Raw genomic sequence first — 24,062 nt, forward strand, 5'->3', positions numbered from 1 at the left:
GCACGGCATCGGACGGTCCCGCAACCTGGAGGCATGACGACGATGGTGACGGCAGCGCGGAAGGACCTCGAAGCGGTCCGGATCCCGGAGGCCCCCGAGCCCCAACGGGAGCTCCCCGACCCGCCCGAACCCGAGATCCGGCGCCACGAGCTCGCGGACTTCCTGCGCAGCCGCCGGGAGCGGATCACCCCCGAGCAGGTGGGGCTGGTCCGGGGCCGCCGCCGGCGCACCCCGGGGCTGCGCCGTGAGGAGGTCGCCCAGCTCTCCGCCGTCGGCGTCACCTGGTACACCTGGCTCGAACAGGCGCGTGACATCCAGGTCTCGCCCCAGGTCCTCGACGCGCTCGCCCGCGCCCTGCTCCTGGACCGCAGCGAGCGCACCCACCTCTTCTCCCTCGCCGCCGCCATCGACCCGGCGCCCGGCACGGAGTGCCCGAGCATCACCCCGGCCCTGCGCATCTTGCTGCGGCAGCTGGAACCGGTGCCGGCCTGCGTACAGAACAGCCGGTACGACGTCCTCGCCCACAACCGCACCTACGGCCGGCTGCTCTGCGACATGGACGCCGTCGCTCCCGAGGACCGCAACATCATGCTGCTGGCCTACACGAACGAACAGTGGCGATCCTCGATGATCGACATCGACGAGGTGGCCCGTCTCCTGACCGCCAAATTCCGGGCAGCGATGGCGGAACACCTCGCCGAACCCTCCTGGAAGGAGCTGCGCGAGCGGCTGGAAGCGGCGTCGCCGGAATTCCGGGAGATCTGGGCGCGGCACGAGGTCCTGGGGGCCGGTGGCCGGTCCAAGGTCTTCCGCAACGCCCTGGTCGGGCTGCTCCGGGTGGAGACCACAGACCTCTGGCTCGGCCCGTCCGCCGGACCGAGGCTGGTGACGTACGTGCCGTGCGACGAGGAGACCCGCGAGCGGCTGGAGCGGCTTCAGGCCCTGGTGCTCGCCGAGGAGGACTGACCCGCGGGAGCGCCGGACGGGACCACGGCCGCAGACTCCTCCAGCCGTTCCGCGGTCCGGCGGGCGGTGCCGCGGGCCCAGCGCCCGCTGCTCAGCGCGCCGACCAGCAGGACGCACACCCCGCAGCCGGTGATGATCCACCAGGCGGTCCTGCCGGCCTCGACGAAGTCGCCCGCCTGCCCGCTGCCGTGCGAGGAGCCGGTCACCCCCGCCGCAAGGACCGCCCCGATCACGGCGACGCCCAGCGTCTGCCCGATCTGGCGGCTGGTCGAGGCGATCGCCGCGGCCACGCCCGCCTGGGCGCGTGGCATCCCGGAGACGGCGGTGTTGGTGATCGGCGCGTTCACCGCGCCGAAGCCCAGACCGAACAGCACGTACGCGGTGAACATCGACGCGGTGCCGGTCTCCGCGTCGAACGCCGCGAACATCAGCCCGCTCACCGCCATCGCGACACCGGCGACGAGCAGCGGGATGCGCGGTCCGCGGCTGGCGACGAGCCGGCCCGACAGGGGTGACAGCACACAGACCACCGTCGCCATCGGCAGCATGTAGAGGCCCGCGGTGAGCGCGCTCAGGCCCCGCACGTCCTGCAGATAGAGCGTGTTGACGAAGAGGAAGCCGCCGAGGGCGGCGAAGGCACTGACCGCGATGACGGTGGCCCCGCTGAAGGGGATGCTGCGGAAGAACCGCAGGTCGATCAGCGGGTCGGTGCGCCGGGGCTCGTACACCAGCAGGCCGATGAGCGAGGCTGCCGCGAGCGTGGCGAGGAGCAGGATCTCCGCCGAGGTCCAGCCCTTCTGCGGCGCCTCGATGATCGCGTACGTCAGCGAGCCCAGCAGCGTGATCACCAGCAGCTGGCCGACGGGGTCCGGGCGGCGTGCCTTCGGGGCACGGGACTCGGGGACGTACCGCCAGGTCAGCAGCAAGGCGGCGATGCCGACCGGCAGGTTGATCCAGAAGATCGACCGCCAGCCGACCGAGTCGACCAAGGCGCCGCCGACCACGGGGCCCGCGGCCATCGAGACGCCGACGACCCCGCCCCACACACCGATCGCGCGGGCGCGCTCGCGGGGGTCGGTGAAGGTGTTGGTGATGATCGACATCGCCACGGGGTTGAGCATCGAGCCACCGACGGCCTGCACCATCCGGAACGCGATGAGCATCTCCAGGCTGGGTGCCAGCGAGCAGAGCGCCGAGCCCAGGGTGAACAGGACGAGACCGGCCATGAAGACCTTGCGCCGGCCGATCCGGTCGGCGGTGGACCCCGCGAGCATCAGCAGGGAGGCAAGGACGAGCGTGTACGCGTCGATCGTCCACTGCATCCCTGCGACGCTCGCGTCGAGGTCCTGGCGCATGGCGGGCAGAGCGACGTTGAGGACGGTGACGTCGAGGCTGACGAGCAGGAGGCTCATGCAGCAGATCGCCAGTACGAGCATCCGTCGCCGGTGGCTGAGCTCAGGCATTCATGGATAGTACGCCTAACTAACGACTTCCGCTGCCAGTATCCGGGCGGCGCCGGCCACCAGCGGATGGTCCCCGGCCGCCCCCGCGTCCCCGTCCGGCTTGGTCGTCAGCACGGCCAGCACCACCGGGGTCCCGTCCGGAGTCCAGGCGATGCCCACGTCGTTGCAGCTGCCGTACGATCCGCCGCCGGTCTTGTCCGCGACCGTCCACTCCGGCGGCAGCCCGGTCCGGAAACGGGTCCCGCTGGTCCGGCAGTTCAGCAGCCAGCCGGTCAGCCGCTCGCGGTCACCCGGTTCCAGCACGTCCCCGAGTACGAGCCGGGCGTAGTCGTGCGCGATGGCGGCAGGCGTGGTGGTGTCCGTGCGCCGCCCGGGCTCGGCCGAATTGAGGTCCGGCTCCCAGCGGTCGAGCCGTGTCGTCGGATCACCGATCGAGCGGCTGAAACGAGTGATCGCCCCCGGGCTGCCGAGCTCGCGCAGCAGCAGATTGCCTGCGGTGTTGTCGCTGTCGCAGATGGCCGCGTCGCAGAGCTGGGCGACGGTCAGCCCGCTCGCGATGTGTTCCGGTGTGTCGGTGAACGGCGAATCGACCACGCAGTCCGCCTTCGTGTAGCGGACGAGCCGGCCGAGCACCTCGCCCTCCCGGTCCAGGTCCCTCAGCACGGCTGCCGCGGCGAGCGTCTTGAACGTGGAGAGCACGGGGAAGAGCTCATCGGCCCGGTGGCGGACGGCGGCCCCGGTGGCCAGGTTGTACGCGAACGCGCCGACGCGGGCGCCATGGACGCGTTCCAGCTCGCGCAGCTGGACGCCCGCGGATCCGGGCCCGGGTGTCCGCGCGGCGGCCCGGGAGGGACCCGCGGCGGCGGCGAGCAGCGCACCGGCCGCCCCTGCGGTGCCCAGTGAGAGCAGGGCGCGGCGGGTGGGGGCCGTTCGGGCGGCCGATGCCGTCGGCGCGCTCGGGCCTAAGGGGCGGGCGATGCGGGTGGAGCGGGCGGAATTCATGAGTGTCGTTCCCTCGTTCGCTGATTCGGTACCGTCCCCCTCACGCTACGTGCGGGGTCCGACAGCGGGGACCCCGCAACAGGGCCCCGGCCGCGGCCCGCGCCGCCCGGCCCGTCCCCGCCGCCACCGGAGCAGTTCCCCGCGTACGCGACAATGGGGGAATGACCACGCTCGCCCCCTCGCCCCAGCTGCTCCGCATCGGCCCGCACACCGTGCAGCCGCCGGTGGTCCTGGCCCCCATGGCCGGCATCACCAACGCGCCCTTCCGAACCCTGTGCCGGGAGTTCTCGGGCGGCAAGGGGCTGTTCGTCAGCGAGATGATCACGACGCGGGCCCTGGTCGAGCGCAATGAGAAGACCATGCAGCTCATCCACTTCGACGCGAGCGAGACCCCGCGCTCGATCCAGCTGTACGGAGTCGACCCGGTCACGGTCGGCAAGGCCGTCCGCATGATCGTCGACGAGAACCTCGCCGACCACATCGACCTGAACTTCGGCTGCCCGGTCCCCAAGGTCACCCGCAAGGGCGGCGGCTCGGCGCTCCCGTACAAGCGGCCGCTGCTGCGCGCGATCCTCAAGCAGGCCGTCTCGTGCGCCGGTGACCTGCCCGTCACCATCAAGATGCGCAAGGGCATCGACGACGACCACCTCACGTTCCTCGACGCCGGCCGCATCGCCGTCGAGGAGGGCGTGACGGCCGTCGCCCTGCACGGCAGGACGACGGCGCAGCACTACGGAGGCACCGCCGACTGGGACGCCATCGCCCGGCTCAAGGAACACGTTCCGGAGATCCCCGTCCTCGGCAACGGTGACATCTGGTGTGCGGACGACGCCCTGCGGATGATGCGCGAGACCGGCTGCGACGGCGTGGTCGTGGGCCGCGGCTGCCTGGGCCGCCCCTGGCTCTTCGGCGACCTGGTGAGCGCGTTCGAGGGTACGGGGACGCGGCAGGCGCCCTCCCTGCGGACCGTCGCGGACGTCATGCTGCGGCACGCGACGCTGTTGGGGGAGTGGATCGGCGACGAGACCCGCGGCGTGATCGACTTCCGCAAGCACGTGGCCTGGTACCTGAAGGGTTTCGCGGTCGGCTCCGAGATGCGCAAGAGGCTGGCGATCACCTCGTCGCTCGAGGAGCTCGGCTCCCAGCTGCAGGAGCTGGAGCTGGACCAGCCGTGGCCGGACGGCGCCGACGGTCCGCGCGGACGCACCTCGGGCAACAACCGGGTGGTGCTCCCGGACGGCTGGCTGAAGGACCCGTACGACTGCGCGGGCGTCGGCGCGGACGCGGAACTGGACACGTCGGGCGGCTGACGAGCGCCTCTCCGTGAGGGCACTCGGTGCCCTCGCGGAGCCCACGCTCATGTGAGCGCATTATCCCGCGAGAATCGGCCGATCGGGCCGAGAAGTGACGCCTGGCGTGGCTCCGTGATGCGTTTAGCTTCCGCTGTGTGAGCAGAGAGCCACCGGGAGCCACCTGGAGGGCGTCCGGATGGTGACATCTGAGCGGCCGCCCCGGCGTGATTCTCGCCACCTTGAGACGCGTGACGCTCATTTGAGCGCAAGTGAACGGGGTGCACTTCTCAAATGATGGCACTGGGTGCCAGATGGCTTCGGTTTGATCGATCGGTGCCATCCCTACGCACGGTGACGAAATCTGTGCGGCAGGAGGGCGTTCCGTAGTGATGCGTACAAGTCTTGAATACGGGCGATCGAACGGCTCACCCGTGCGGTCACTTTCGATCTGCTGGCGGACGGGTGGTTGAGGCCGCATGACGGGCAAGTGGACGTACCGAGACACCTTCGATCTGGGTATGTTCCTCGCCGTCAGGGCAGCCACCGCGTCGTCGAGGAGTCGAGACCCGTGTCGGAAAACGAAGACCTTCAGAAGTTCGTCTACGACTTCACCGAGGGCAACAAGGAACTGAAGGACCTTCTCGGCGGGAAGGGTGCCAACCTCGCCGAGATGACCAACCTCGGGCTTCCCGTCCCTCCGGGTTTCACCATCACCACCGAGGCGTGCAAGGTCTACCTCGACAGCGGCGACGAGCCGGCCGCCCTGCGCGACGAGGTGAGTGCGCACCTCGACGCCCTTGAGGCGCGGATGGGCAAGAAGCTCGGCCAGGCCGACGACCCGCTGCTGGTGTCCGTCCGCTCCGGCGCCAAGTTCTCGATGCCCGGCATGATGGACACGGTTCTCAACATCGGCCTCTCCGACGCCTCCGTCGTCGGCCTCGTCGCCCAGTCCGGCGACGAGCGGTTCGCGTGGGACTCGTACCGCCGCCTGATCCAGATGTTCGGCAAGACCGTCCTCGGCGTCGACGGCGACCTCTTCGAGGAGGCGCTGGAGGCCGCGAAGCAGGCCAAGGGCGTCACCGTCGACGTGGATCTCGACGCGGGCGATCTGAAGAAGCTGGTCAAGCAGTTCAAGAAGATCGTCACGCGGGACGCCGGACGGGACTTCCCGCAGGACCCGCGCGAGCAGATGGACCTGGCCATAAAGGCGGTCTTCGACTCGTGGAACACCGACCGGGCCAAGCTCTACCGCCGCCAGGAGCGCATCCCCGGCGACCTCGGCACCGCGGTCAACGTCTGCTCCATGGTCTTCGGCAACCTCGGCCCGGACTCCGGTACCGGTGTCGCGTTCACCCGTGACCCCGCCAGCGGCCACCAGGGCGTGTACGGCGACTACCTGCAGAACGCGCAGGGCGAGGACGTCGTCGCGGGCATCCGCAACACCGTGCCGCTCGCCGAGCTGGAGTCGATCGACAAGAAGTCGTACGACCAGCTGATGCAGATCATGGAGACGCTGGAGACCCACTACAAGGACCTCTGCGACATCGAGTTCACCATCGAGCGCGGCCAGCTGTGGATGCTCCAGACCCGGGTGGGCAAGCGCACCGCCGGTGCCGCCTTCCGGATCGCCACCCAGCTCGTCGACCAGGGACTCATCGACGAGGCCGAGGCGCTCCAGCGCGTCAACGGCGCGCAGCTCGCGCAGCTGATGTTCCCGCGCTTCGACGACGAAGCGAAGACGGAGCGGCTGGGCCGCGGCATCGCCGCTTCGCCGGGCGCCGCGGTCGGCAAGGCCGTCTTCGACTCGTACACCGCGGTCAAGTGGTCCCGTTCCGGCGAGAAGGTCATCCTCATCCGCCGCGAGACCAACCCGGACGACCTCGACGGCATGATCGCCGCCGAGGGCATCCTGACCTCGCGCGGCGGCAAGACCTCGCACGCGGCCGTCGTCGCCCGCGGCATGGGCAAGACCTGTGTCTGCGGCGCCGAGGACCTGGAGGTCGACACCAAGCGCCGCCGGATGACGGTGGGCGGGCAGGTCATCGAGGAGGGCGACGTCGTCTCCATCGACGGCTCGACCGGCAAGGTGTACCTCGGTGAGGTACCCGTCGTACCGTCGCCGGTCGTCGAGTACTTCGAGGGCCGGATGCACGCGGGCGCCGACGACGCCGACGAGCTGGTCGCCGCCGTGCACCGGATCATGGCGTACGCGGACCGGGTGCGCCGACTGCGGGTGCGGGCCAACGCGGACAACGCAGAGGACGCCCTGCGGGCCCGTCGCTTCGGCGCCCAGGGCATCGGGCTGTGCCGCACCGAGCACATGTTCCTCGGCGAGCGCCGCGAGATGGTCGAGAAGCTGATCCTGGCCGACACCGACCAGGAGCGCGAGACGGCCCTGGAGGAGCTGCTTCCGCTCCAGAAGGCCGACTTCATCGAGCTCTTCGAGGCGATGGACGGACTGCCCGTCACCGTACGGCTGCTGGACCCGCCGCTGCACGAGTTCCTGCCCGACATCACCGAACTCTCGGTCCGCGTCGCGCTCGCCGAGTCCCGCAAGGACGCCAACGAGAACGACCTGCGGCTGCTGCAGGCCGTGCACAAGCTGCACGAGCAGAACCCGATGCTCGGTCTGCGCGGGGTCCGGCTCGGCCTGGTCATCCCCGGTCTGTTCGCCATGCAGGTGCGGGCGATCGCCGAGGCCGCCGCCGAGCGCAAGAACGCCAAGGGCGACCCGCGCGCGGAGATCATGATCCCGCTCGTCGGTACGGTCCAGGAGCTGGAGATCGTCCGCGAGGAGGCCGACCGGGTCATCGCCGAGGTCCAGGCCGCCACGGGCACGAACCTCAAGCTGAAGATCGGCACGATGATCGAGCTGCCGCGCGCCGCGCTGACCGCCGGCCAGATCGCCGAGGCGGCGGAGTTCTTCTCCTTCGGCACCAACGACCTGACCCAGACGGTGTGGGGCTTCTCCCGTGACGACGTGGAGGCCTCGTTCTTCACCGCGTACCTGGAGAAGGGCATCTTCGGGGTCTCCCCGTTCGAGACGATCGACAGGGACGGCGTGGGGGCGCTGGTACGCAGCGCGGTCGCGGCCGGCAAGGCCACGCGTCCCGACCTGAAGCTCGGCGTCTGCGGCGAGCACGGTGGCGACCCGGAGTCGGTGCACTTCTTCCACGAGGTGGGCCTGGACTACGTCTCCTGCTCACCGTTCCGCATTCCGGTGGCCCGGCTGGAGGCCGGCCGGGCGGCTGCGGAGTCGCGGGGCAGCGACAGCCGATGACGCGGCGGAGCCACTGATTCCGCCGGCTGCCGCCGGACCGGACGACCCTCATCGGTCCGGCGGCGGCCGCGGAATTCCCGAAGGCGGCGGCACCCTGTGCGGGGGTGCCGCCGCTTTGTCATGTGCGCGGGGCACTGTGCGGATGCCGCGCCCCCAGGGCCGGACGCCGGAATGTGAGCGCTTTCTACGGGGGTGCGATTATTCATTGCTTCGTTTAATGCGCAAAGAGATGGGTCCGTAACGGACCGGGGTGCGGTCCGGGGATCCCCATCCCCGGACCGCACCCGGCTTACCCCCATCGAGCGCGGAGCCGCACCGTCACCGACCGCCGCCGAGCGGGCAAAACCCCCCACGGCCTTCACCCGCTCCTCCGGTGGTTCCGGAATCGCACCCGACGTCGTACAGCCTTTCGGGTGACGGTGGTTCGGGGCGAGACGTTTCACCTCTGGCCGAAACCCCGTGGTGACGTGTAGTTACCCTTCGCATACTCTTGCGCGGGGGTAATTGCAGGTGCAAGGGGTGGGGGTTCGGTGCTGCGTATCCATGTCTCCGGATGGGACCTTTCCAAGGTGCGGATGGCCACCGGGCCGGACGCATTATGGGAGACCATTCTCAGCTTTCACCGGCTGAGAGACCGGCGGGGTTCCACGGTGTTCGGGAAATGGCGCTCCGAAACCCGACCACGGTTGAACAATGAAGTACGTCTGCTGTCTGCCGTGGTTCCACCGCGCGGCTATTTCCCGGACTTCCTGACGCCTTCTCAGGAAGGCGCCGAACCGATGGACTTCACCACCGGAATGGAGGCCCTGCGCGACACCCCGCCCGAGCGGCTGCGGGCCGAACTGGCGGTGCTGGGCGCCCAGGAGGCGGCCGGCGGCCGCGGTGCCGTCCGGCAGATGATCCGGCCGGTGGCGCTGGACACGCTGGGGGAGGGGCGCGCCGAGCCCCTCGGTAGGCTCATCGGGGTCCTGCGCGCCTACCACCGGGCCGCGGTCGAGCCCTACTGGCCGCACATCCAGGCCCGCATCGAGGCCGACCGCGCGGTCCGCGGCCGGGCCCTCCTGGACGGCGGCGCCGACGAGTTGCTGGCCTCGCTCCCGCCGGTGATCCGCTGGCGGGCGCCCGTGCTGGAGGCGGACTACCCGGTCGACCGCGAACTGCACCTGGACGGACGCGGCCTGCTCCTCCAGCCGTCCTTCTTCTGCCGGGGCACCCCGGTCGTCTACCGCGACCCGACGCTCCCGCCGGTGCTCGTCTACCCGGTGACCCACGCCGCCGCCCCGGTCTTCGCCGAACCGGGCCCGTGGCTCGGCCGGCTGCTCGGGAACACCCGGTCGACGGTCCTGAAGGTCATCGGCGACGGCTGCACGACCAGCGAGCTCGCCCGCCGGGCGGGCGTCTCCCTCGCCTCGGCGAGCCAGCACGCCAGCGTGCTGCGCGAGGCGGGCCTGGTCCACACCCTGCGCCACGGCAGCTCGGTCCTGCACACCCTCACCCCGCTCGGCGGCTCGTTGCTGAGGGGCGGCGCGCCGCTCGCCGTGTCCTGAGCCGCTGCCTCCCCCGTGCCGACGAGGTTTTCCGTCCGGCGCCGCGCGGGAAGGATTTTTCGTCCGGTGCCGATGAGTTCCCGGTGGCCCCGGCGTCTACCTGTCGTAACGCGTTCGGGAAACGCACAAGGGACACCATCGAGAGAGCGGTACGGCCATGCCTCAGATGATTTTCGTGAACCTGCCGGTCAAGAACATCGAGACGACCAAGGGCTTCTTCGGCAAGCTCGGATACTCCTTCAACCCGCAGTTCAGCGACGAGCACACCGCCTGTCTCGTCATCAGCGACACCATCTTCGCCATGCTCCTGGAGGAGCCGCGCTTCAAGGACTTCACCAAGAAGGAGATCGCGGACGCCTCCAAGTCCACCGAGGTGATTCTGGCGCTGAGCGCCGAGAGCCGCCAGAAGGTGGACGAGCTGGTGGACACGGCGCTCGCCTCCGGAGGATCGCCCGCCAACGAGACCCAGGACCTCGGCTTCATGTACGGCCGGTCCTTCCAGGACCCGGACCACCACATCTGGGAGGTCGTGTGGATGGATCCGGAGGCCGTCGAAGCCGGCGGCCGGCCGGCCTGACGGCGGGGGAGACGGCCGCGCGGCACCGGTAGGGGCGCCGCGCGGCCGGGGCCCCGCTCAGCTGCGGAACGGCCCCGTGACCTCGTACGTGATGCCGCCGGACGAGCTGCCGCTCGTCCCGCGCTGCGAGGAGAAGTAGAGCCGCGTGCCGTCCGGGGAGAACGCGGGGCCGGTGATCTCCGAGCCGGACTGGCCGCTGATCCGCAGGAACGGGGCGACGGTGTCGTCCGGGGTGATCAGGCAGATCTCCATGTTGCCGCCGTCCTCGGCGACGTACAGGTCTCCCGACGCGGACCGGGTGACGTTGTCGACGCCGGTCAGCGGGGCGCTGCCGCCGGTGACCAGTGAGTCGTCGTAGACGAGCGAGATGCTGGACACGTTCGCGTCGTACGCCCACACCCGGTTGTCGCCCTTGGTGGTGAACCAGCAGGTGCCCGCCGCGTAGAAGCAGCCCTCGCCGCCGTTGAACACCTTGGCGCCGGAGACCTGGTAGCGGGTCAGGGTGGGCGAGCCGTCCGGGTCGGGGACCGTCGACCAGGTCACCGGGCCCGAGGTGCCGGTGCCCGCCACCAGGACCTGGAGGGTCCCGGTGGACAGGTTGCCCCAGGTGGTGGGGCGGAAGCGGTAGAAGCGGCCGTCCGTCTCGTCCTCGGTGAGGTAGACGTACCCGTGGTCCGGGTCGGCCGCCGCAGCCTCGTGCTTGAAGCGGCCCAGCGCGGGGCGCTGCACTGCCGCGTTCACGCCCCAGGGGTCCGTCTCGTAGACGAAACCGCGGCTGACCTCCTCGCAGGACAGCCAGGTGTTCCACGGGGTGCGGCCGCCCGCGCAGTTGTTGTCGGTGCCGGACAGGATCCGGGAGGCGGAGGTGACGGTTCCGGAGGAGTTGAAGCGCACCGCGCTCGCCCCGCCGCCGCTGCCGGCCGAGACCTCGGCGTTGGAGACGTAGATCCAGCCGCTGCCGTCGGCGAACGTGGCGCCCCCGTCGGGTGCGCTGTGCCAGGCGTACGAGGTGCCGGGGACGGTCTGCCCCGAGCGGGCGATGATTCTGCTGGAGAAGCCGGCCGGCAGCAGGATGCCGTTGCCGTTGGCCGCCTGCAGCGCGCCGTACGGGCCGGTGGCCGGCTGGGCGGGGCCGGCGAAGGCGGCACCCCGCCACAGGGTGCCGCCGAAGGCGGCCGCCGAGCCGCCGATCACCGCTGTGCGCAAGAAGGTCCGACGTTCCACGATCACTCCACGGGTGACGTGAGGGCCCGCCGGTCCGGTCGGCCCGGCGGGTCGAACGTCAGGACAGTAGAGGGACGCAGTTGACGGAGCGTCAACAGGCGGTGAACGGGCCGGGATCAGTCCGCGCGGACTTCGAAGACCGGCACCGAGACCTCGTCGTCGTCCAGGCAGGCGCCCGTCGCCAGGTCGAAGCGCTGCTTCAGCAGCGGGGAGGCGACGAACGGCTGCCCGCCCTGCGATCCGACCAGCCCGCGCGAGAGGACGTACGCACCGGTGAACGGGTCGCGGTTGTCGATCGCGTACGTACGCCCCGCCCGGTCCACGAACAGTGCGACCTGCCGGCCGTCCGGGAGGAGTGCGGCGACTCCGCGGCCCGGCGTCAGCAGCGAACGGTCGCAGACCGTGAGCCAGTCGTCCCCGGCGGCGAGCCGGATGACCCGGGTGTCCTGCGCGGTCTCCATCGTCTGGGTCGTCATCAGGAGGCGGTCCCTTCAAGAGTGCGGATGGCGAGAACCGGGCCCGCGAGGATGTCCAGGTCGGGCTTGACCTGGTCGCGTTCCGGGACGAACTTCACCGACGGGTCGGGCGCGTCGGGTGCGTTGACGAAGGTGACGAAGCGGCGCAGCCGCTCCGGGTCGTTGATGGTCTCGGCCCACTCGTCGCGGTAACCGCGGATGTGGTCGGCCATCAGCCGCTCCAGCTCGTCGCAGAGCCCCAGCGAGTCGTGGACGACGACGTCCCGTACGTGCTCCAGGCCGCCGTCGATACGGTCCAGCCAGGTCGAGGTGCGCTCCAGCCGGTCCGCCGTGCGGATGTAGAACATCAGGAACCGGTCGATGAGGCGGACCAGTTCGGCGTCGGACAGGTCCTGGGCCAGCAGGTCCGCGTGGCGCGGGGTGGCGCCGCCGTTGCCGCCCACGTACAGGTTCCAGCCCTGGGCGGTGGCGATGATCCCGAAGTCCTTGCCGCGGGCCTCGGCGCATTCACGGGCGCATCCGGAGACCGCCGACTTCAGCTTGTGCGGGGAGCGCAGACCCCGGTAGCGCAGCTCCAGGTCGATCGCCATCTTCACCGAGTCCTGCACGCCGTAGCGGCACCAGGTCTGCCCCACGCAGGACTTGACCGTCCGCAGCGACTTCCCGTACGCGTGCCCCGACTCGAAGCCCGCGTCGACCAGCCGGGTCCAGATCAGCGGCAGCTGGTCGACGCGGGCGCCGAACAGGTCGATCCGCTGGCCGCCGGTGATCTTGGTGTAGAGACCGAAGTCCCGGGCCACCTCGCCGATCACGATCAGCTTCTCCGGGGTGATCTCGCCGCCGGGGATGCGCGGCACGATCGAGTAGGAGCCGTTGCGCTGGAGGTTGGCCAGGAAGTGGTCGTTGGTGTCCTGCAGGGCCGCCTGCTCGCCGTCCAGGACGTAGCCGCTCGCACCGACCGTCGGCGCCAGCGAGGCGATGACCGAACCGACCGTCGGCTTGCAGACCTCGCAGCCGTCGCCCCCGCGCGCCGCCTCACGGCCGTGGGAGTCGAGCAGCTCGGCGTACGAGGTGATTCCCAGGGTGCGGACGATCTCGTACAACTCGCTGCGGGTGTACGAGAAGCAGCCGCACAGGCCCTTGTCCTGGCTCTGCGGGAGCAGCTGGCCGATGACCTTGACGCAACTGCCGCAGCCGGTGCCGGCCTTGGTGCACTTCTTCACCTCGGGCAGCGTGGTGTGCTCGCAGATCGCGCCCTTGGTGACGTTGTGGCAGGAGCAGATCACGGCCTCGTCGGGCAGCGACGAGGGGCCGAGGGTGACCGGGCCGCCCGCGCCGGCCGGCAGCACCAGCTGCTCGGGGGCGACCGGCAGGACCGTGCCCGTCATCGGGCGCAGCGTGCCGTACTGGTCGGCGTCGCCGATGAGCACGCCGCCGAGCAGCGTGCCGTCCCGGCCGATCACCAGCTTCTTGTAGACGCCCGAGCGGGAGTCCGCGTACACGACGTCGAGGCAGCCCTCGGCGGTGCCGTGGGCGTCACCGAAGGACGCCACGTCCACACCGAGCAGCTTCAGCTTCGTCGACATGTCGGCGCCGGTGAACGCGGCCTCCTTGCCCGCGATCACCTCGGCTGCCGTCTGCGCCATCTCGTAACCGGGCGCCACCAGGCCGTACACCCGGCCGTCCGAGGCCAGCGCGCACTCGCCGATCGCGAAGACCGCCGGGTCGGAGGTGCGGCACTCGTCGTCGACGATGATGCCGCCGCGCTGGCCGACCGCCAGACCGCAGTCCCGGGCCAGCTGGTCGCGGGGCCTGACCCCGGCCGAGAAGACCACCAGGTCGGTGGCGAGCGACGAGCCGTCGGAGAGCGACATCCCGTTCACCGAGCCGTCCTCGCCCGCGGTGACCTCCTGGGTTCCGACGCCCGTGTGGACGGTCAGGCCCATGTTCTCGATCGTGCGCAGCAGCGCCGCGCCGCCGCCCTCGTCGACCTGGACGGGCATCAGCCGGGGCGCGAACTCGACCACGTGCGTGTCGAGTCCGAGCCCCTTCAGGGCGCCCGCCGCCTCCAGACCGAGCAGTCCGCCGCCGACGACCGCGCCGGTCGTCGCCGTCTTCGCGTACTCCTCGATCGCGAGCAGGTCCTCGATCGTGCGGTAGACGAAACAGCCCTCGCTGTCCTTGCCGGGGACGGGCGGGACGAACGGGTAGGAGCCGGTGGCCAGCACCAGCGTGTCGTACGTGAAGGTCTCGCCGGAACGCGAGGTGACCGTGCGCGCCTCGCGGTCCAGGGACTCGGCCGGGTCACCGATCCGCAGCTCGAACCCGTGCTGCTCCATGAAGCCCTGCTCGACCAGCGACAGGTCCTCGGGCGTCTTCCCCGAGAAGTACGAGGTCAGCTGCACCCGGTCGTAGGCGGCGCGGGGCTCCTCGCAGAGCACGACGACCCGGGCGGTGCCGGCGGAGGCGGTCAGCCCGCGGTCGGCGAGGGCCTCAAGGAAACGCTGGCCGACCATTCCGTGCCCGACGACCACGATGGTCCCCGCGGCTGCTGGGGTGGAGGTGTGGGCGGTCGGGAAAGTGGACACCGGCATCTCAGAAGCCTCCGTCGTTGGTGAGCAGGTGGAGCAGGGACGTTTCGGCGGGGAGCGGTTCGTCCTCCTGCCAGGTGCGGGCCAGGGTGCCGACCGCGGCGAGATCGCCGAGCAGCACACCTCCCGCCAGCCGGTCGCCGCGGACGACGACCGTGCGGTACGCGCCCCGGGTGGCGTCGGCCAGCCGGATCACGTCGTCGCCGGGCAGCGGACGGGAGTCGCCGAAGGCGGCGAGATCGAGCGATCCGGTACCGGGGTCGGCCGGGCCGTTCAGCGTCAGCCGGGTCAGGGCCCGGGTGCCGTCGTACCGGGCGGGCCGGCCGGCCAGCACCTCGGCGAGCACATCGGCCTGCTCCAGCGCCGGGCCCGCGAGCCCGTACAGGGTGGAGCGGTGCTCGGCGCAGTCGCCGACGGCGTGGATGTACGGATCGGAGGTGCGCAGCTCGTCGTCGACCACGACGCCCTTGCGGACCTCCAGACCGGCCGCCTGCGCGAGGCCCGTCCGGGGACGCACCCCGCAGGCCAGCACGGTGATCTCGGCCGCCAGCTCGTAGCCGTCGGCGAGCTCCACGGCCCGCACCGCACCGTCGGCGCAGCGCAGCCCGCGGACCCGGCACTCGGTGTGCACCTCGACGCCGAGCGACTCCAGATGACGCCGCAACAGCCCCGCCGACTCCGCGTCCAGCTGCCGTTCCATGAGGTGCTCGCCCTGCTGGGCCAGCACCACCTGGGCGCCGCACTCGGCCAGCGCCCGGGCCGCCGAGACGCCCAGGAGGCCGCCGCCGATGACGACCGCGCTCACCCCCGGCCGCACCGAGGCGCGCAGCGCCAGACAGTCGTCGAGGGTGCGGAACGCGTGCACCCCGTCCGGCATCGTGTTCCCGAGTCCGCGCAGCGGCGGGAGCACCGGGTTGGAGCCGGTCGCCAGGACCAGGCGTCCGTAGCGCACGACGCTTCCGTCGTCGCAGTGCACCAGCCGGTCGGCCCGGTCGATCCGCACCACCCGCACCCCGCGCCTGACCTCGGCCGGGGGAAGGGCGATCACGTCCGCCGGATACCGTCCGGCCAGCACCTCGGCCAGCAGCACCCGGTTGTAGGGGGCGTGCGGTTCCTCGCCGATGACGGTGACATCGGGCACCTTGGCGGCGAGGCGTGCGCCCGCCATCCCGGCGCCGATCACCACCACCCGCGCCGTGTTCTCCGTCCGTGTCCTCATGACAGGAAGCGTGACCGGGGGGTGTTACCCGTCCGGATCCCCTCTGTTTCCCGGGAGGAACCTTGCGCTCAGCGTCGGCGGAGGGTGTCTGTGAGGGCAGGACACGGCGCCGAGCTCAGAATTGGCTCAAGAATTCCGGGACGGTTGGACGCGACACGTACCGTTTCCTTAAGGTCGCGATCATGCCTGACATATCCCTGACCACCCTCGTTGTGCTGTGCCTCGCCGCGGCGGCGGCCGGCTGGATCGACGCGGTGGTCGGGGGCGGCGGACTGCTTCTGCTGCCCGCGCTGCTGCTCGGACTGCCGCACGTCCAGGCCGCCCAGATCCTCGGCACCAACAAGGCGGTCGCCATCGTCGGCACGTCGGGCGCCGCCGTCACCTATGCGCGCAAGGCGCCGGTGAAGGTCGGCACGGCGCTGCGGATCGGGCTGGCGGCGCTGGCCGGCTCGATGACCGGAGCCTTCTTCGCCGCCGGGATCAGCAGTGAGGTGCTGCGCCCGGTGATCATGGTGGTGCTGCTGGCGGTGGCCGCGTTCGTGATGCTGCGGCCCCAGTTCGGCCGGTCGGCCGAGGAGGGCACCGCGCCCCGGGTCACCCGGGCCCGCACCGTCACCGCGATCGTCCTGGTGGGCGGCGGTATCGGGCTGTACGACGGGCTGTTCGGGCCGGGCACCGGCACCTTCCTCGTGCTGGCGCTCACCGCGGTGCTCCACCTCGACCTGGTGACGGCCTCCGCCACCGCCAAGATCGTCAACGTCTGCACCAACGGCGGGGCCCTGGCGATGTTCGCGTACCAGGGCAACGTGATGTGGCAGCTGGCCGCGCTCATGGCGGTGTTCAACCTGGCGGGCGGCCTGTTCGGGGCGCGGATGGCGCTGCGCAGGGGCAGCGAGTTCGTCCGCGGGGTGCTGCTGGTGGTGGTCTTCTCGCTGGTGGCGAAGCTCGCGTTCGACCAGTGGCAGGCCTGAACGGGCCAGGGCCCCTCAGCGCACGCCGGTGAGGTGGGCGTACGCCACCACGTTGCCCTCGTAGCCCGTCGCGTCGGAGAACCCGCCGCCGCAGGTGATCAGGCGCAAGGAGGCGTGCTCCGAGGCCCCGTACACCCGCTGGTCGGGGAAGTCGTCGTTGTCGTACACCTCGATCGCGTCGACCGAGAAGACGGCGGTGCGGCCGTCCTGGCGCAGTACCTCGACCGTGCTGCCCTTCTTCATCGTCCCCAGGTCGTAGAAGACGGACGGGCCCTGGGCGTTGTCGACGTGGCCGGCGACGATCGCCGTGCCCTTGGCGCCGGGCGGCGGGCCGTCCCGGTACCAGCCGACGATGTCGGTGTTCCCGGCCGGCGGCACGTCGAGGCTGCCGTCCGGTCCGAGGCCGAGCCGCATCATCGGGGCGTCGACCCGGATGGCGGGGATGGTGATGCGGACGGGTGCCGAGGGCCGGAGCGGCTCGGCGACCGGCGATCCGGGCAGCAGTCCGGGGCCGGCGGCGAAGGCGTCGGCGGAGGCCGGGGCGGGCGGGGTCAGCCGGGTGTCGGCGCCGTTCCGGATCAGCCAGAGACCGGCCAGCGCCGCGACGACGAGCAGCCAGCCCTTGGCCTTCTGGGACACGGTCGTCCTCCGGGTGACGGGGGCCGGGACGGGCCCGGGTACGAAGGGTCCCGTCCCGGTGGCGCGAGGCCACCGGGACGGAATCCGGGCGGTACGGAGAGGTGGAAGTCTCCGTCAGCTGTCGTCCTGCGTGCCGCTCGCCCGGCGACGCAGGAGCCAGGCTCCGCCGACGGCGGTCGCGGCGAGAACGCCGGCTCCCGCCGCGATCTGGGTGGTGTCCGGTCCGACGCTGCCGCCGATACCGGTCTTCACATGCCCCGTGGGGGCGGTGGGCGCGGCCGAGGTGTGGTGGCCGGAGGGGGTTTCGTGGCCGCCGGACGAACTCTCGTGCCCGGACGAACTCTCGTGCTCGGGGGAACTCTCGTGCCCTGAGGGGCTCGGGTGAGCGGTGGGGGTGCCACGGCCCGCGAGCGCGGGGGCATCGGGCACGAGGGCCGAACCGGAAGCCTCGGCCTCGTCGAGACCGGTGGCGTCGTACTCCTCGGAGTCGTAGAGGTCCGCGGGCAGACCGGCATCGGCGGGGGAGCCCGTGTCGGGGGAGTCCGTGTCGGAGGACCCGGCGGCGCTGTCCTTGCCCGCCGCACTCGCCGCCTTCACCTCGATCTCGCCGGTGGCCTGCTTGCCGTTCTCGCAGGCCACGTCGATGCTGTACGGCCCCGGCTCGATGTTGCCCGGCACCCGGAACGAACCGGCCAGCACCTCCTTGAGAGTGGCCGGCGCCAGTGCGAACTGCGAGGCGTCCAGGGAGCTCGCGTCCCCCGTGGCACCCGTGTCGCCGCCGCAGGCGGTGGTGTTCACGGTGACGGTGGCGCCCGGGGCCGCACTCGCGGGAGTGATCTCCAGTGGCGCCGCTTCGTCCCCGTACGCGGACGGGGCGGCGGCACCGAGGCCGAGCGCGGCAGCGGCGAGGGCCGCGGCGGCGGTGCCGGTCACGAGGCGAGCAGGACTGCGCATGGGGGGTTCCTCCGAGCGGGGACGGCGCGGGCTGGTGTGTCCTGGTTCCGAGCTAACGGCCGGGCCGCCATCCATGCCTGCTGACACCGGGTCAGCTTTCACCTGATCGGACCGGCGCCGCCTCCTTGCCACGCCCCATGTGCGCAGGTCACAGCGGTGATGGTGGGGGGCAGGAGTGGCCCCTCGGTGTCCGGTGCCGATCGGGTGACGACCCACCGGGGGGAAAGTGGCGTACGTCACATGCATGACCCGGGTGTCGCCGGGCACACGATGCTCACCCCCCACGGGACGGTGCGCACGCCGCCCCCGGCCGCCGCCCTCACCGGACCCACCCCCCCTGGGCCCGGTGAGGGCGGCTCGGCCTGTACCGGAAGGTGTCCGCTCAGGCCGGCGCGCCGGCGGACCAGGTGATGACAGGGGGCCGGATCCGGCCGCACAGCGGCTGTCCCCCGGCGTCGGAGAGCGGCAGCCGTGCCGTGAGGTGCCCGGAACGCGCGGCCGCTTCGAGGGTGTCCGCGTCGATGTCGGAGAACATCAGCTTGGCCCGCCGGAACATGGAGAAAAGCCCGTCCGCGTCGACCGTGCCCCACGACAGGTAGACGAACCGGCCGCCGAGCCTGTTCTGCACGAACGGCCCGCTCGCCTCGACGCCGTCCGGGCCGTCGGTGGTGGTGCAGTCCAGGGTCCAGTGGGCGGCCGGGGCGTCGCCTGGGTGCAGTCCGAGGAGCTCACCGGGCCGGTCCTTGCGCTGCACGCCCACGTGGATGTTCTCGCGGCCGGGGAAGTCGCCGCCGGGCCCGCAGGCGCGGCCGGGCAGCCGCGAGCCCTCGATGTGGATCTGCATGGGCGACGGAGGTCCTTCGGCGGGGGTCTGCATGGGGACATGGTCCACCCCCGCGGCGGGCCACCGGCCGCCCAGGGTGTCAGACGGTGTCCCAGGAGGCCGTTCCGTACGCGGCCGCCAGCCTCTTCATCAACTCCTCGGCGACCGTGAACACGGTGTCGTCGACACGGGCGACCGGTGCCATGCCCTGCGAGTTGGTGACGAACGCGGACCGGTAGGCCCCCAGTCCGTCCTTCGTCACCGGCCTGCGCACCGAGTGCACGCCCGCGCCGGGCAGCTCCTGTTCCAGGAGCGCCATGGTGATGCCCAGCAGCGCGGGTGCCTGCGGCCAGACGACCGAAGTGCCGTCCCAGAAGCCGATGTTGGTGATCGCGCCCTCGGTCACCGCGCCGTCAGGAAGGGTCAGCAGCGCGTCGTCGAAACCGGCACGGCGGGCGAGATTCCCGTAGTACGTCTGGCCGAAGTCGCCGGGGCGCTTGAGGTGCGGAGCGGTGCGCGCGTACGGGACGGACATCAGGCCGACCGGCTCGGGGCTCATCCGGGCCGGCCCGCGCACCGTGACCATGACCGTCGTCGCGTCGGCGCCCGGCGGCCGCAGTCCGTGCACCCGCACCGAGGCGTCCGCCGCTCCCGCCGCACCCAGCGCGTGCCGGATCAGTTCGCGTACCGGGCCGCCGTCCAGGGGGAGTTCGAACAGCTCCCGGTTCGCCGCGTCGAGCCGCTCCAGGTGAAGGTCCAGGCCGCGCACCCGGCCGCCCCTGACCTGCATGGCCGTGAAGTGGCCGTAGGTGAAGAAGGCGGCCGCCCGCAGATCGTCCTCGGTGGCCGGATGTCCGTCGAACTCGGCGTAGGGGAGCGGTGCGGCCGCTGGAGTCGTCATGCCGTCCACCGTATGCCGACACGCGCGGAGGGCGGGCGGGCGGCGGCCGCTTGACCTCAACCATGGTTGACGTACGAGTCTCCTCGCATGGACCTCATCACCGCCGAAACCACGGCCACAGCTCTGCCCACGACCACCCCTCTGAAGGTCGCGGTCATCCTCGCCAGCAACCGCGAGGGCCGGTTCGCGCCCGTCGTCGCCGACTGGTTCCTCGCCCGTACCGACGGCCACCCCGGCATCGAGACCGACCTGGTCGACGTCGCCGCACTCGACCTCCCGACCGCCCTCACGTACAGCCACGGACCCGAGGACCGGGCCCGGCTTGCCGAGGTCTCGGGCCGGCTGGCGGACGCCGACGCCTTCGTCGTCATCACCCCGGAGTACAACCACTCCTACCCGGCCCCGCTCAAGAACCTCATCGACTGGCACCGCGCCGAATGGCAGGCCAAACCCGTCGCCTTCGTCTCCTACGGCGGGGTCTCCGGCGGTCTGCGCGCGGTCGAGCACCTGCGCCAGGTCTTCGCCGAACTGCACGTCGTGTCGATCCGCGACACCGTCTCGTTCCACAACGCCGGCGCCCTCTTCGACGACGAGGGCCGCCACCGCGACCCGGTCGGCCCCGACGCCGCCGCCAAGTCGCTCCTGGACCAACTGATCTGGTGGGGGCGGGCTCTGAGGGACGCCAGGGCGGCCCATCCGTACGGCGGCTGACTGCGCCACGGCAGCGTGGGCCCGACAATCGGGGACAGGACCCGCTGCCGATCCGAGGAGACCGAAGGTGACCACGCCCGCATGGCTGACCGTACTGACCACGACGGACAGTGAGGAGAAGGCACAGCTCCTGGCACAGGGCGCGGTGGAGGCGAGACTCGCCGCCTGCGTACAGATCTCCGCGCCCGTCACCTCGGTCTACCGCTGGCAGAACGCCATCGAGACCACCGAGGAATGGCAGCTGTTCCTCAAGACGACAGCCGAGCGGTACGACGAGCTGGAGGCGTACCTCCAGGAGGCGCACGACTACGACACCCCGGAGGTCATCGCCCTGCCGGTGCTCCGGGGGAGCGCCCGCTACCTGGGCTGGGTCTCCGCGGAGACGGCCCCGGTCACCTCGCTCTGAGCAGCACCGGGGTCCGGGACGAGCGCCTCCAGCCGCACCGCGCAGACCTTGAACTCCGGCATCCTCGACACCGGGTCCAGGGCCGGGTTGGTCAGCGTGTTGGCCCGGCCCTCGCCCGCCCAGTGGAACGGCATGAACACGGTGTCCTGCCGGATCGCCGCGGTGATCCGCGCGGGCGCCACCGCCCGGCCGCGGCGTGAGGTGACCGCCACCGGGTCGCCCTCGGCCACCCCGATCCGCTCCGCGAGCCGCGGATGCAGCTCGACGAACGGCCCCGGGGCGGCAGCGTTCAGCTCCGCCACCCGGCGGGTCTGAGCCCCCGACTGGTACTGGGCGACGACCCGTCCGGTGGTCAGCACCACCGGATACTCCGCGTCCGTCTCCTCGGCGGACGGCCGGTGCGTGACGGGCACGAACCGGGCCCGCCCGTCCTCCGTCGCGAACCGGTCCAGGAACAGCCGCGGCGTACCGGCGTGCTCCGTGTCCGGACACGGCCAGAAGACCCCGTCCTCGGCGGCGATCCGCTCGTACGTGATGCCCGAGTAGTCCGCCGGGCCGCCCGCCGAAGCGCGGCGCAGCTCGTCGAACACCTCCTCCGGGTCGACCGGGAACCCCTTCCCGTGCCCGAGCAGCCCGGCCAGTCCGTGCAGCACGTCCAGATCGCTGCGGACACCCTCGGGCGCGGTGACCGCACGCCGGCGCAGCAGCACCCGGCCCTCCAGGTTCGTGGTGGTCCCGGTCTCCTCGGCCCACTGCGTCACCGGCAGCACCACATCGGCCAGCGCCGCCGTCTCCGACAGCACCACATCGGCGACCGCGAGGAAGTCCAGAGACCGCAGCCGCTCCTCCACATGCCCCGCGTGCGGCGCGGACACCACCGGATTCGAGCCCATCACCAGCAGCGCCCGCACCTCGGTGCCCAGCGCGTCGAGCAGCTCGTAGGCGCTGCGCCCCGGCCCCGGCAGGGTGTCCGGGTCGACCCCCCACACCCCCGCGACATGGCGGCGCGCCGCCGGGTCGGTGAGCTTGCGGTAGCCGGGCAGCTGGTCGGCCTTCTGGCCGTGTTCACGACCGCCCTGGCCGTTGCCCTGGCCGGTCAGGCAGCCGTAGCCGGACAGCGGCCGGCCCGCGCGCCCGGTGGCCAGGGCGAAGTTGATCCAGGCGCCGACGGTGTCCGTTCCCTTCGCCTGCTGCTCGGGGCCGCGCGCGGTCAGCACCATGCCGCCCTCCGCCCCGCAGAACATCTCGACGGCCGACCGCAGTTGCGGCACCGGGACGCCGGTCAGCCGCTCCACCAGCTCCGGCCAGTGGGCCATCACCCCGGCCCGCGCCTCGTCCCAGCCGCTGGTGCGCTCCCGTACGAAGTCCTCGTCCACCCGCCCCTGCGACACCACCAGGTGCAGCATGCCGAGTGCGAGCGCCAGATCGGTGCCGGGCCGGGGCGCCAGATGGAGGTCCGCCTGCTCGGCGGTCCTGGTGCGGCGGGGATCGATGACGATCAGCCGGCCGCCGTTCTCCCGCAGTTCGGTCAGATAGCGGAGCGCGGGCGGCATCGTCTCCGCGAGGTTCGAGCCCACGAGGATCACGCATCCGGTGCGCGGGACGTCCTCCAGCGGGAACGGCAGTCCGCGGTCGAGGCCGAAGGCCCGCTGATGCGCGGCGGCCGCCGACGACATGCAGAACCGCCCGTTGTAGTCGATCTGCGAGGTGCCGAGCACCACCCGGGCGAACTTTCCGAGCGCGTACGCCTTCTCGTTGGTCAGCCCGCCGCCGCCGAACACTCCCACCGCGTCGGCCCCGTGCTCCGCGCGCGTCCCGCGCACCCCTTCGGCGATGCGGGCCAGCGCCTCGTCCCAGCCGGCCGGCTCCAGTTCACCGCTCACTGTGTCGCGTACGAGGGGACCGGTCAGCCGCACCGCGGAGGAGAGCACCGCGGGCGCGGAACGGCCCTTGCCGCACAGCGCGCCCCGGTTCACGGGGAAGCCGGTGCGCTCCTCCACCTCGACGACCGCGTCACCGGCGACCGGGCGCAGGCTCATGCCGCACTGCAGCGCGCAGTACGGGCAGTGGGTCGCGGTGGCTGCAGTCGCGGTGCTGGTCATGAACCCAGACTGCGAGCCGGCTGTTACGCGGGTGCCCGCTCCCGGTTACGCCGCCGGTACGCGCACCTCAGCCCGCCCGCCCGGTGGCCGTGAGGTGCGCCGCGCCGTCACCGGTCGTCGGCCGTCCGAGGTGTGCCGCGCCGTCACCGGTCGTCGGCCGCGAGGGCCTTCGCGACGCCCGGCTCCCGGGGCCCCAGGAAGTGCGGATCCGGCTCGAACAGGGCGTCCAGGGCCGCCTTCCCCGCCGCGAACACCTCCCGCGTGCCGCCGTAGTACCAGGTCGCATCGTGTACGGCATCGACCCCGACGCCGTACGCGTCGATCCCCGCCGCCCGGCACAGCGCGATCGCGCGCCGGATGTGGAACCCCTGGCTCACCAGCACGGCCCGCTCGACGCCGAAGATCTTCCTGGCCCGCACGCACGAGTCCCAGGTGTCGAAGCCGGCGAAGTCGCTGACGATCCTGCTGTCCGGCACCCCGTGCGCGACCAGGAACGTGCGCATCGCGTCCGGTTCGTCGTACTCCACCCGGCTGTTGTCACCGGTCACCAGCACGACCTTCACCTTCTTGTCCCGGTACAGCTCCGCCGCGGTCCGCAGCCGGTTCGCGAGATACGGGGACGGCTTGCCGTCCCACAGCCCCGCGCCGAACACCACCGCGACCTGCTGCGCGGGCACGTCCGCCGCCGTCCTGACCCGGGCGTCGGCGACCGTGTGCAGCCAGGTGGCCGGGGCCAGCGCCAGCACGCAGGCGACCATCACCCCCTGCACGGCCAGGCGCCGCCCCCGCCGGGTCCGCGGCAGCCGAGGCCGCAGCCGGGCGGCGGCCCTCCGCAGTCGTGCCCGCACCGCGCGCCCGCCCTGTGGCTTCAGCCGCATCGGATCCCCCGCTTTCCCTTTTGTCCTGTGTCGTGCCGTC

At 71.7% G+C, this 24,062-nt stretch carries 19 protein-coding genes and 1 pseudogene; 8 read left to right on the top strand and 12 right to left on the bottom strand.

The window, feature by feature from the left end:
- The first annotated feature begins 33 nt into the window (after positions 1-33).
- On the top strand, positions 34-966 hold the full coding sequence (locus ABT025_RS16965) for an MmyB family transcriptional regulator (protein ID WP_350994645.1): 933 nt from the start codon (positions 34-36) through the stop codon (positions 964-966).
- On the opposite strand, the gene ABT025_RS16970 is transcribed toward ABT025_RS16965, so the two are convergent.
- Positions 936-2,429 (bottom strand): MFS transporter, encoded by a 1,494-nt coding sequence (locus ABT025_RS16970; RefSeq protein ID WP_350994647.1) that lies wholly within the window; start codon positions 2,427-2,429, stop codon positions 936-938. The genes ABT025_RS16965 and ABT025_RS16970 overlap by 31 nt on opposite strands.
- 15 nt (positions 2,430-2,444) lie before the next feature.
- Complete coding sequence (gene bla, locus ABT025_RS16975; protein ID WP_350994649.1) at positions 2,445-3,431, bottom strand: class A beta-lactamase; 987 nt, start codon at positions 3,429-3,431, stop codon at positions 2,445-2,447.
- Between the two features lie 161 nt (positions 3,432-3,592).
- On the opposite strand from bla, the gene dusB reads away from it, so the two are divergent.
- The 4 genes from dusB to ABT025_RS16995 all read left to right on the top strand — a co-directional run bounded on the left by dusB (position 3,593) and on the right by ABT025_RS16995 (position 10,127).
- Entirely contained in the window at positions 3,593-4,741 is a 1,149-nt protein-coding gene (gene dusB, locus ABT025_RS16980) for a tRNA dihydrouridine synthase DusB (protein ID WP_350994651.1), read from the top strand.
- Between the two features lie 550 nt (positions 4,742-5,291).
- Entirely contained in the window at positions 5,292-8,003 is a 2,712-nt protein-coding gene (gene ppdK, locus ABT025_RS16985; protein ID WP_350994653.1) for a pyruvate, phosphate dikinase, read from the top strand.
- Positions 8,004-8,533: 530 nt separating this feature from the next.
- The gene (locus ABT025_RS16990) at positions 8,534-9,550 is read left to right on the top strand and encodes an ArsR/SmtB family transcription factor (protein ID WP_350994655.1); all 1,017 of its coding nucleotides are present in this window, start codon (positions 8,534-8,536) and stop codon (positions 9,548-9,550) included.
- Positions 9,551-9,707: 157 nt separating this feature from the next.
- Entirely contained in the window at positions 9,708-10,127 is a 420-nt protein-coding gene (locus tag ABT025_RS16995; RefSeq protein WP_350994657.1) for a VOC family protein, read from the top strand.
- Positions 10,128-10,184: 57 nt separating this feature from the next.
- On the opposite strand, the gene ABT025_RS17000 is transcribed toward ABT025_RS16995, so the two are convergent.
- The 4 genes from ABT025_RS17000 to ABT025_RS17015 form a co-directional block, all read right to left on the bottom strand.
- Complete coding sequence (locus ABT025_RS17000) at positions 10,185-11,351, bottom strand: alkaline phosphatase PhoX (protein ID WP_350994659.1); 1,167 nt, start codon at positions 11,349-11,351, stop codon at positions 10,185-10,187.
- A gap of 116 nt (positions 11,352-11,467) precedes the next feature.
- Positions 11,468-11,827, bottom strand: coding sequence for a nitrite reductase small subunit NirD (gene nirD / locus ABT025_RS17005; RefSeq protein WP_350994661.1), 360 nt, complete (start codon positions 11,825-11,827; stop codon positions 11,468-11,470).
- The gene (nirB, locus tag ABT025_RS17010) at positions 11,827-14,421 is read right to left on the bottom strand and encodes a nitrite reductase large subunit NirB (protein ID WP_350994663.1); all 2,595 of its coding nucleotides are present in this window, start codon (positions 14,419-14,421) and stop codon (positions 11,827-11,829) included. The genes nirD and nirB overlap by 1 nt, the downstream gene beginning before the upstream one ends.
- A 1-nt stretch (position 14,422) precedes the next feature.
- The gene (locus ABT025_RS17015) at positions 14,423-15,637 is read right to left on the bottom strand and encodes an NAD(P)/FAD-dependent oxidoreductase (RefSeq protein WP_350994665.1); all 1,215 of its coding nucleotides are present in this window, start codon (positions 15,635-15,637) and stop codon (positions 14,423-14,425) included.
- A gap of 182 nt (positions 15,638-15,819) precedes the next feature.
- Between ABT025_RS17015 and ABT025_RS17020 the strand changes: the two genes are divergently transcribed.
- Positions 15,820-16,608, top strand: a complete 789-nt coding sequence (locus ABT025_RS17020) for a sulfite exporter TauE/SafE family protein (protein WP_350994667.1) — start codon at positions 15,820-15,822, stop codon at positions 16,606-16,608.
- 15 nt (positions 16,609-16,623) lie between these two features.
- Here the strand turns inward: ABT025_RS17020 and ABT025_RS17025 are convergent, their stop codons facing one another.
- From ABT025_RS17025 to ABT025_RS17040, 4 genes and pseudogenes are all read right to left on the bottom strand, one after another.
- Entirely contained in the window at positions 16,624-17,247 is a 624-nt protein-coding gene (locus ABT025_RS17025; RefSeq protein WP_350994669.1) for a class F sortase, read from the bottom strand.
- A gap of 114 nt (positions 17,248-17,361) precedes the next feature.
- Positions 17,362-17,511 (bottom strand): annotated as a pseudogene (locus ABT025_RS39510) (GVDTG sorting domain-containing protein); the annotation flags it as partial.
- Positions 17,512-18,583: 1,072 nt separating this feature from the next.
- Complete coding sequence (locus tag ABT025_RS17035) at positions 18,584-19,045, bottom strand: DUF5990 family protein (RefSeq protein ID WP_350994671.1); 462 nt, start codon at positions 19,043-19,045, stop codon at positions 18,584-18,586.
- A gap of 79 nt (positions 19,046-19,124) precedes the next feature.
- Positions 19,125-19,925, bottom strand: coding sequence for an aminotransferase class IV (locus tag ABT025_RS17040; RefSeq protein ID WP_350994673.1), 801 nt, complete (start codon positions 19,923-19,925; stop codon positions 19,125-19,127).
- Positions 19,926-20,012: 87 nt separating this feature from the next.
- Here ABT025_RS17040 and ABT025_RS17045 point away from each other — a divergent pair, with 87 nt between their 5' ends.
- Together ABT025_RS17045 and cutA are read left to right on the top strand one after the other, a co-directional pair.
- On the top strand, positions 20,013-20,636 hold the full coding sequence (locus ABT025_RS17045; RefSeq protein WP_350994675.1) for an NADPH-dependent FMN reductase: 624 nt from the start codon (positions 20,013-20,015) through the stop codon (positions 20,634-20,636).
- A gap of 67 nt (positions 20,637-20,703) precedes the next feature.
- On the top strand, positions 20,704-21,042 hold the full coding sequence (gene cutA, locus ABT025_RS17050; RefSeq protein WP_350994676.1) for a divalent-cation tolerance protein CutA: 339 nt from the start codon (positions 20,704-20,706) through the stop codon (positions 21,040-21,042).
- Here the strand turns inward: cutA and ABT025_RS17055 are convergent.
- Together ABT025_RS17055 and ABT025_RS17060 are read right to left on the bottom strand one after the other, a co-directional pair.
- Positions 20,994-23,144, bottom strand: coding sequence for a molybdopterin oxidoreductase family protein (locus tag ABT025_RS17055; RefSeq protein WP_350994677.1), 2,151 nt, complete (start codon positions 23,142-23,144; stop codon positions 20,994-20,996). The genes cutA and ABT025_RS17055 overlap by 49 nt on opposite strands.
- A 143-nt stretch (positions 23,145-23,287) precedes the next feature.
- Positions 23,288-24,022, bottom strand: a complete 735-nt coding sequence (locus tag ABT025_RS17060) for a SanA/YdcF family protein (protein WP_350994678.1) — start codon at positions 24,020-24,022, stop codon at positions 23,288-23,290.
- Between the last annotated feature and the right edge of the window lie 40 nt (positions 24,023-24,062).

Source organism: Streptomyces sp. NPDC002809, assembly GCF_040295435.1.
Taxonomy (GTDB): Bacteria; Actinomycetota; Actinomycetes; order Streptomycetales; family Streptomycetaceae; genus Streptomyces.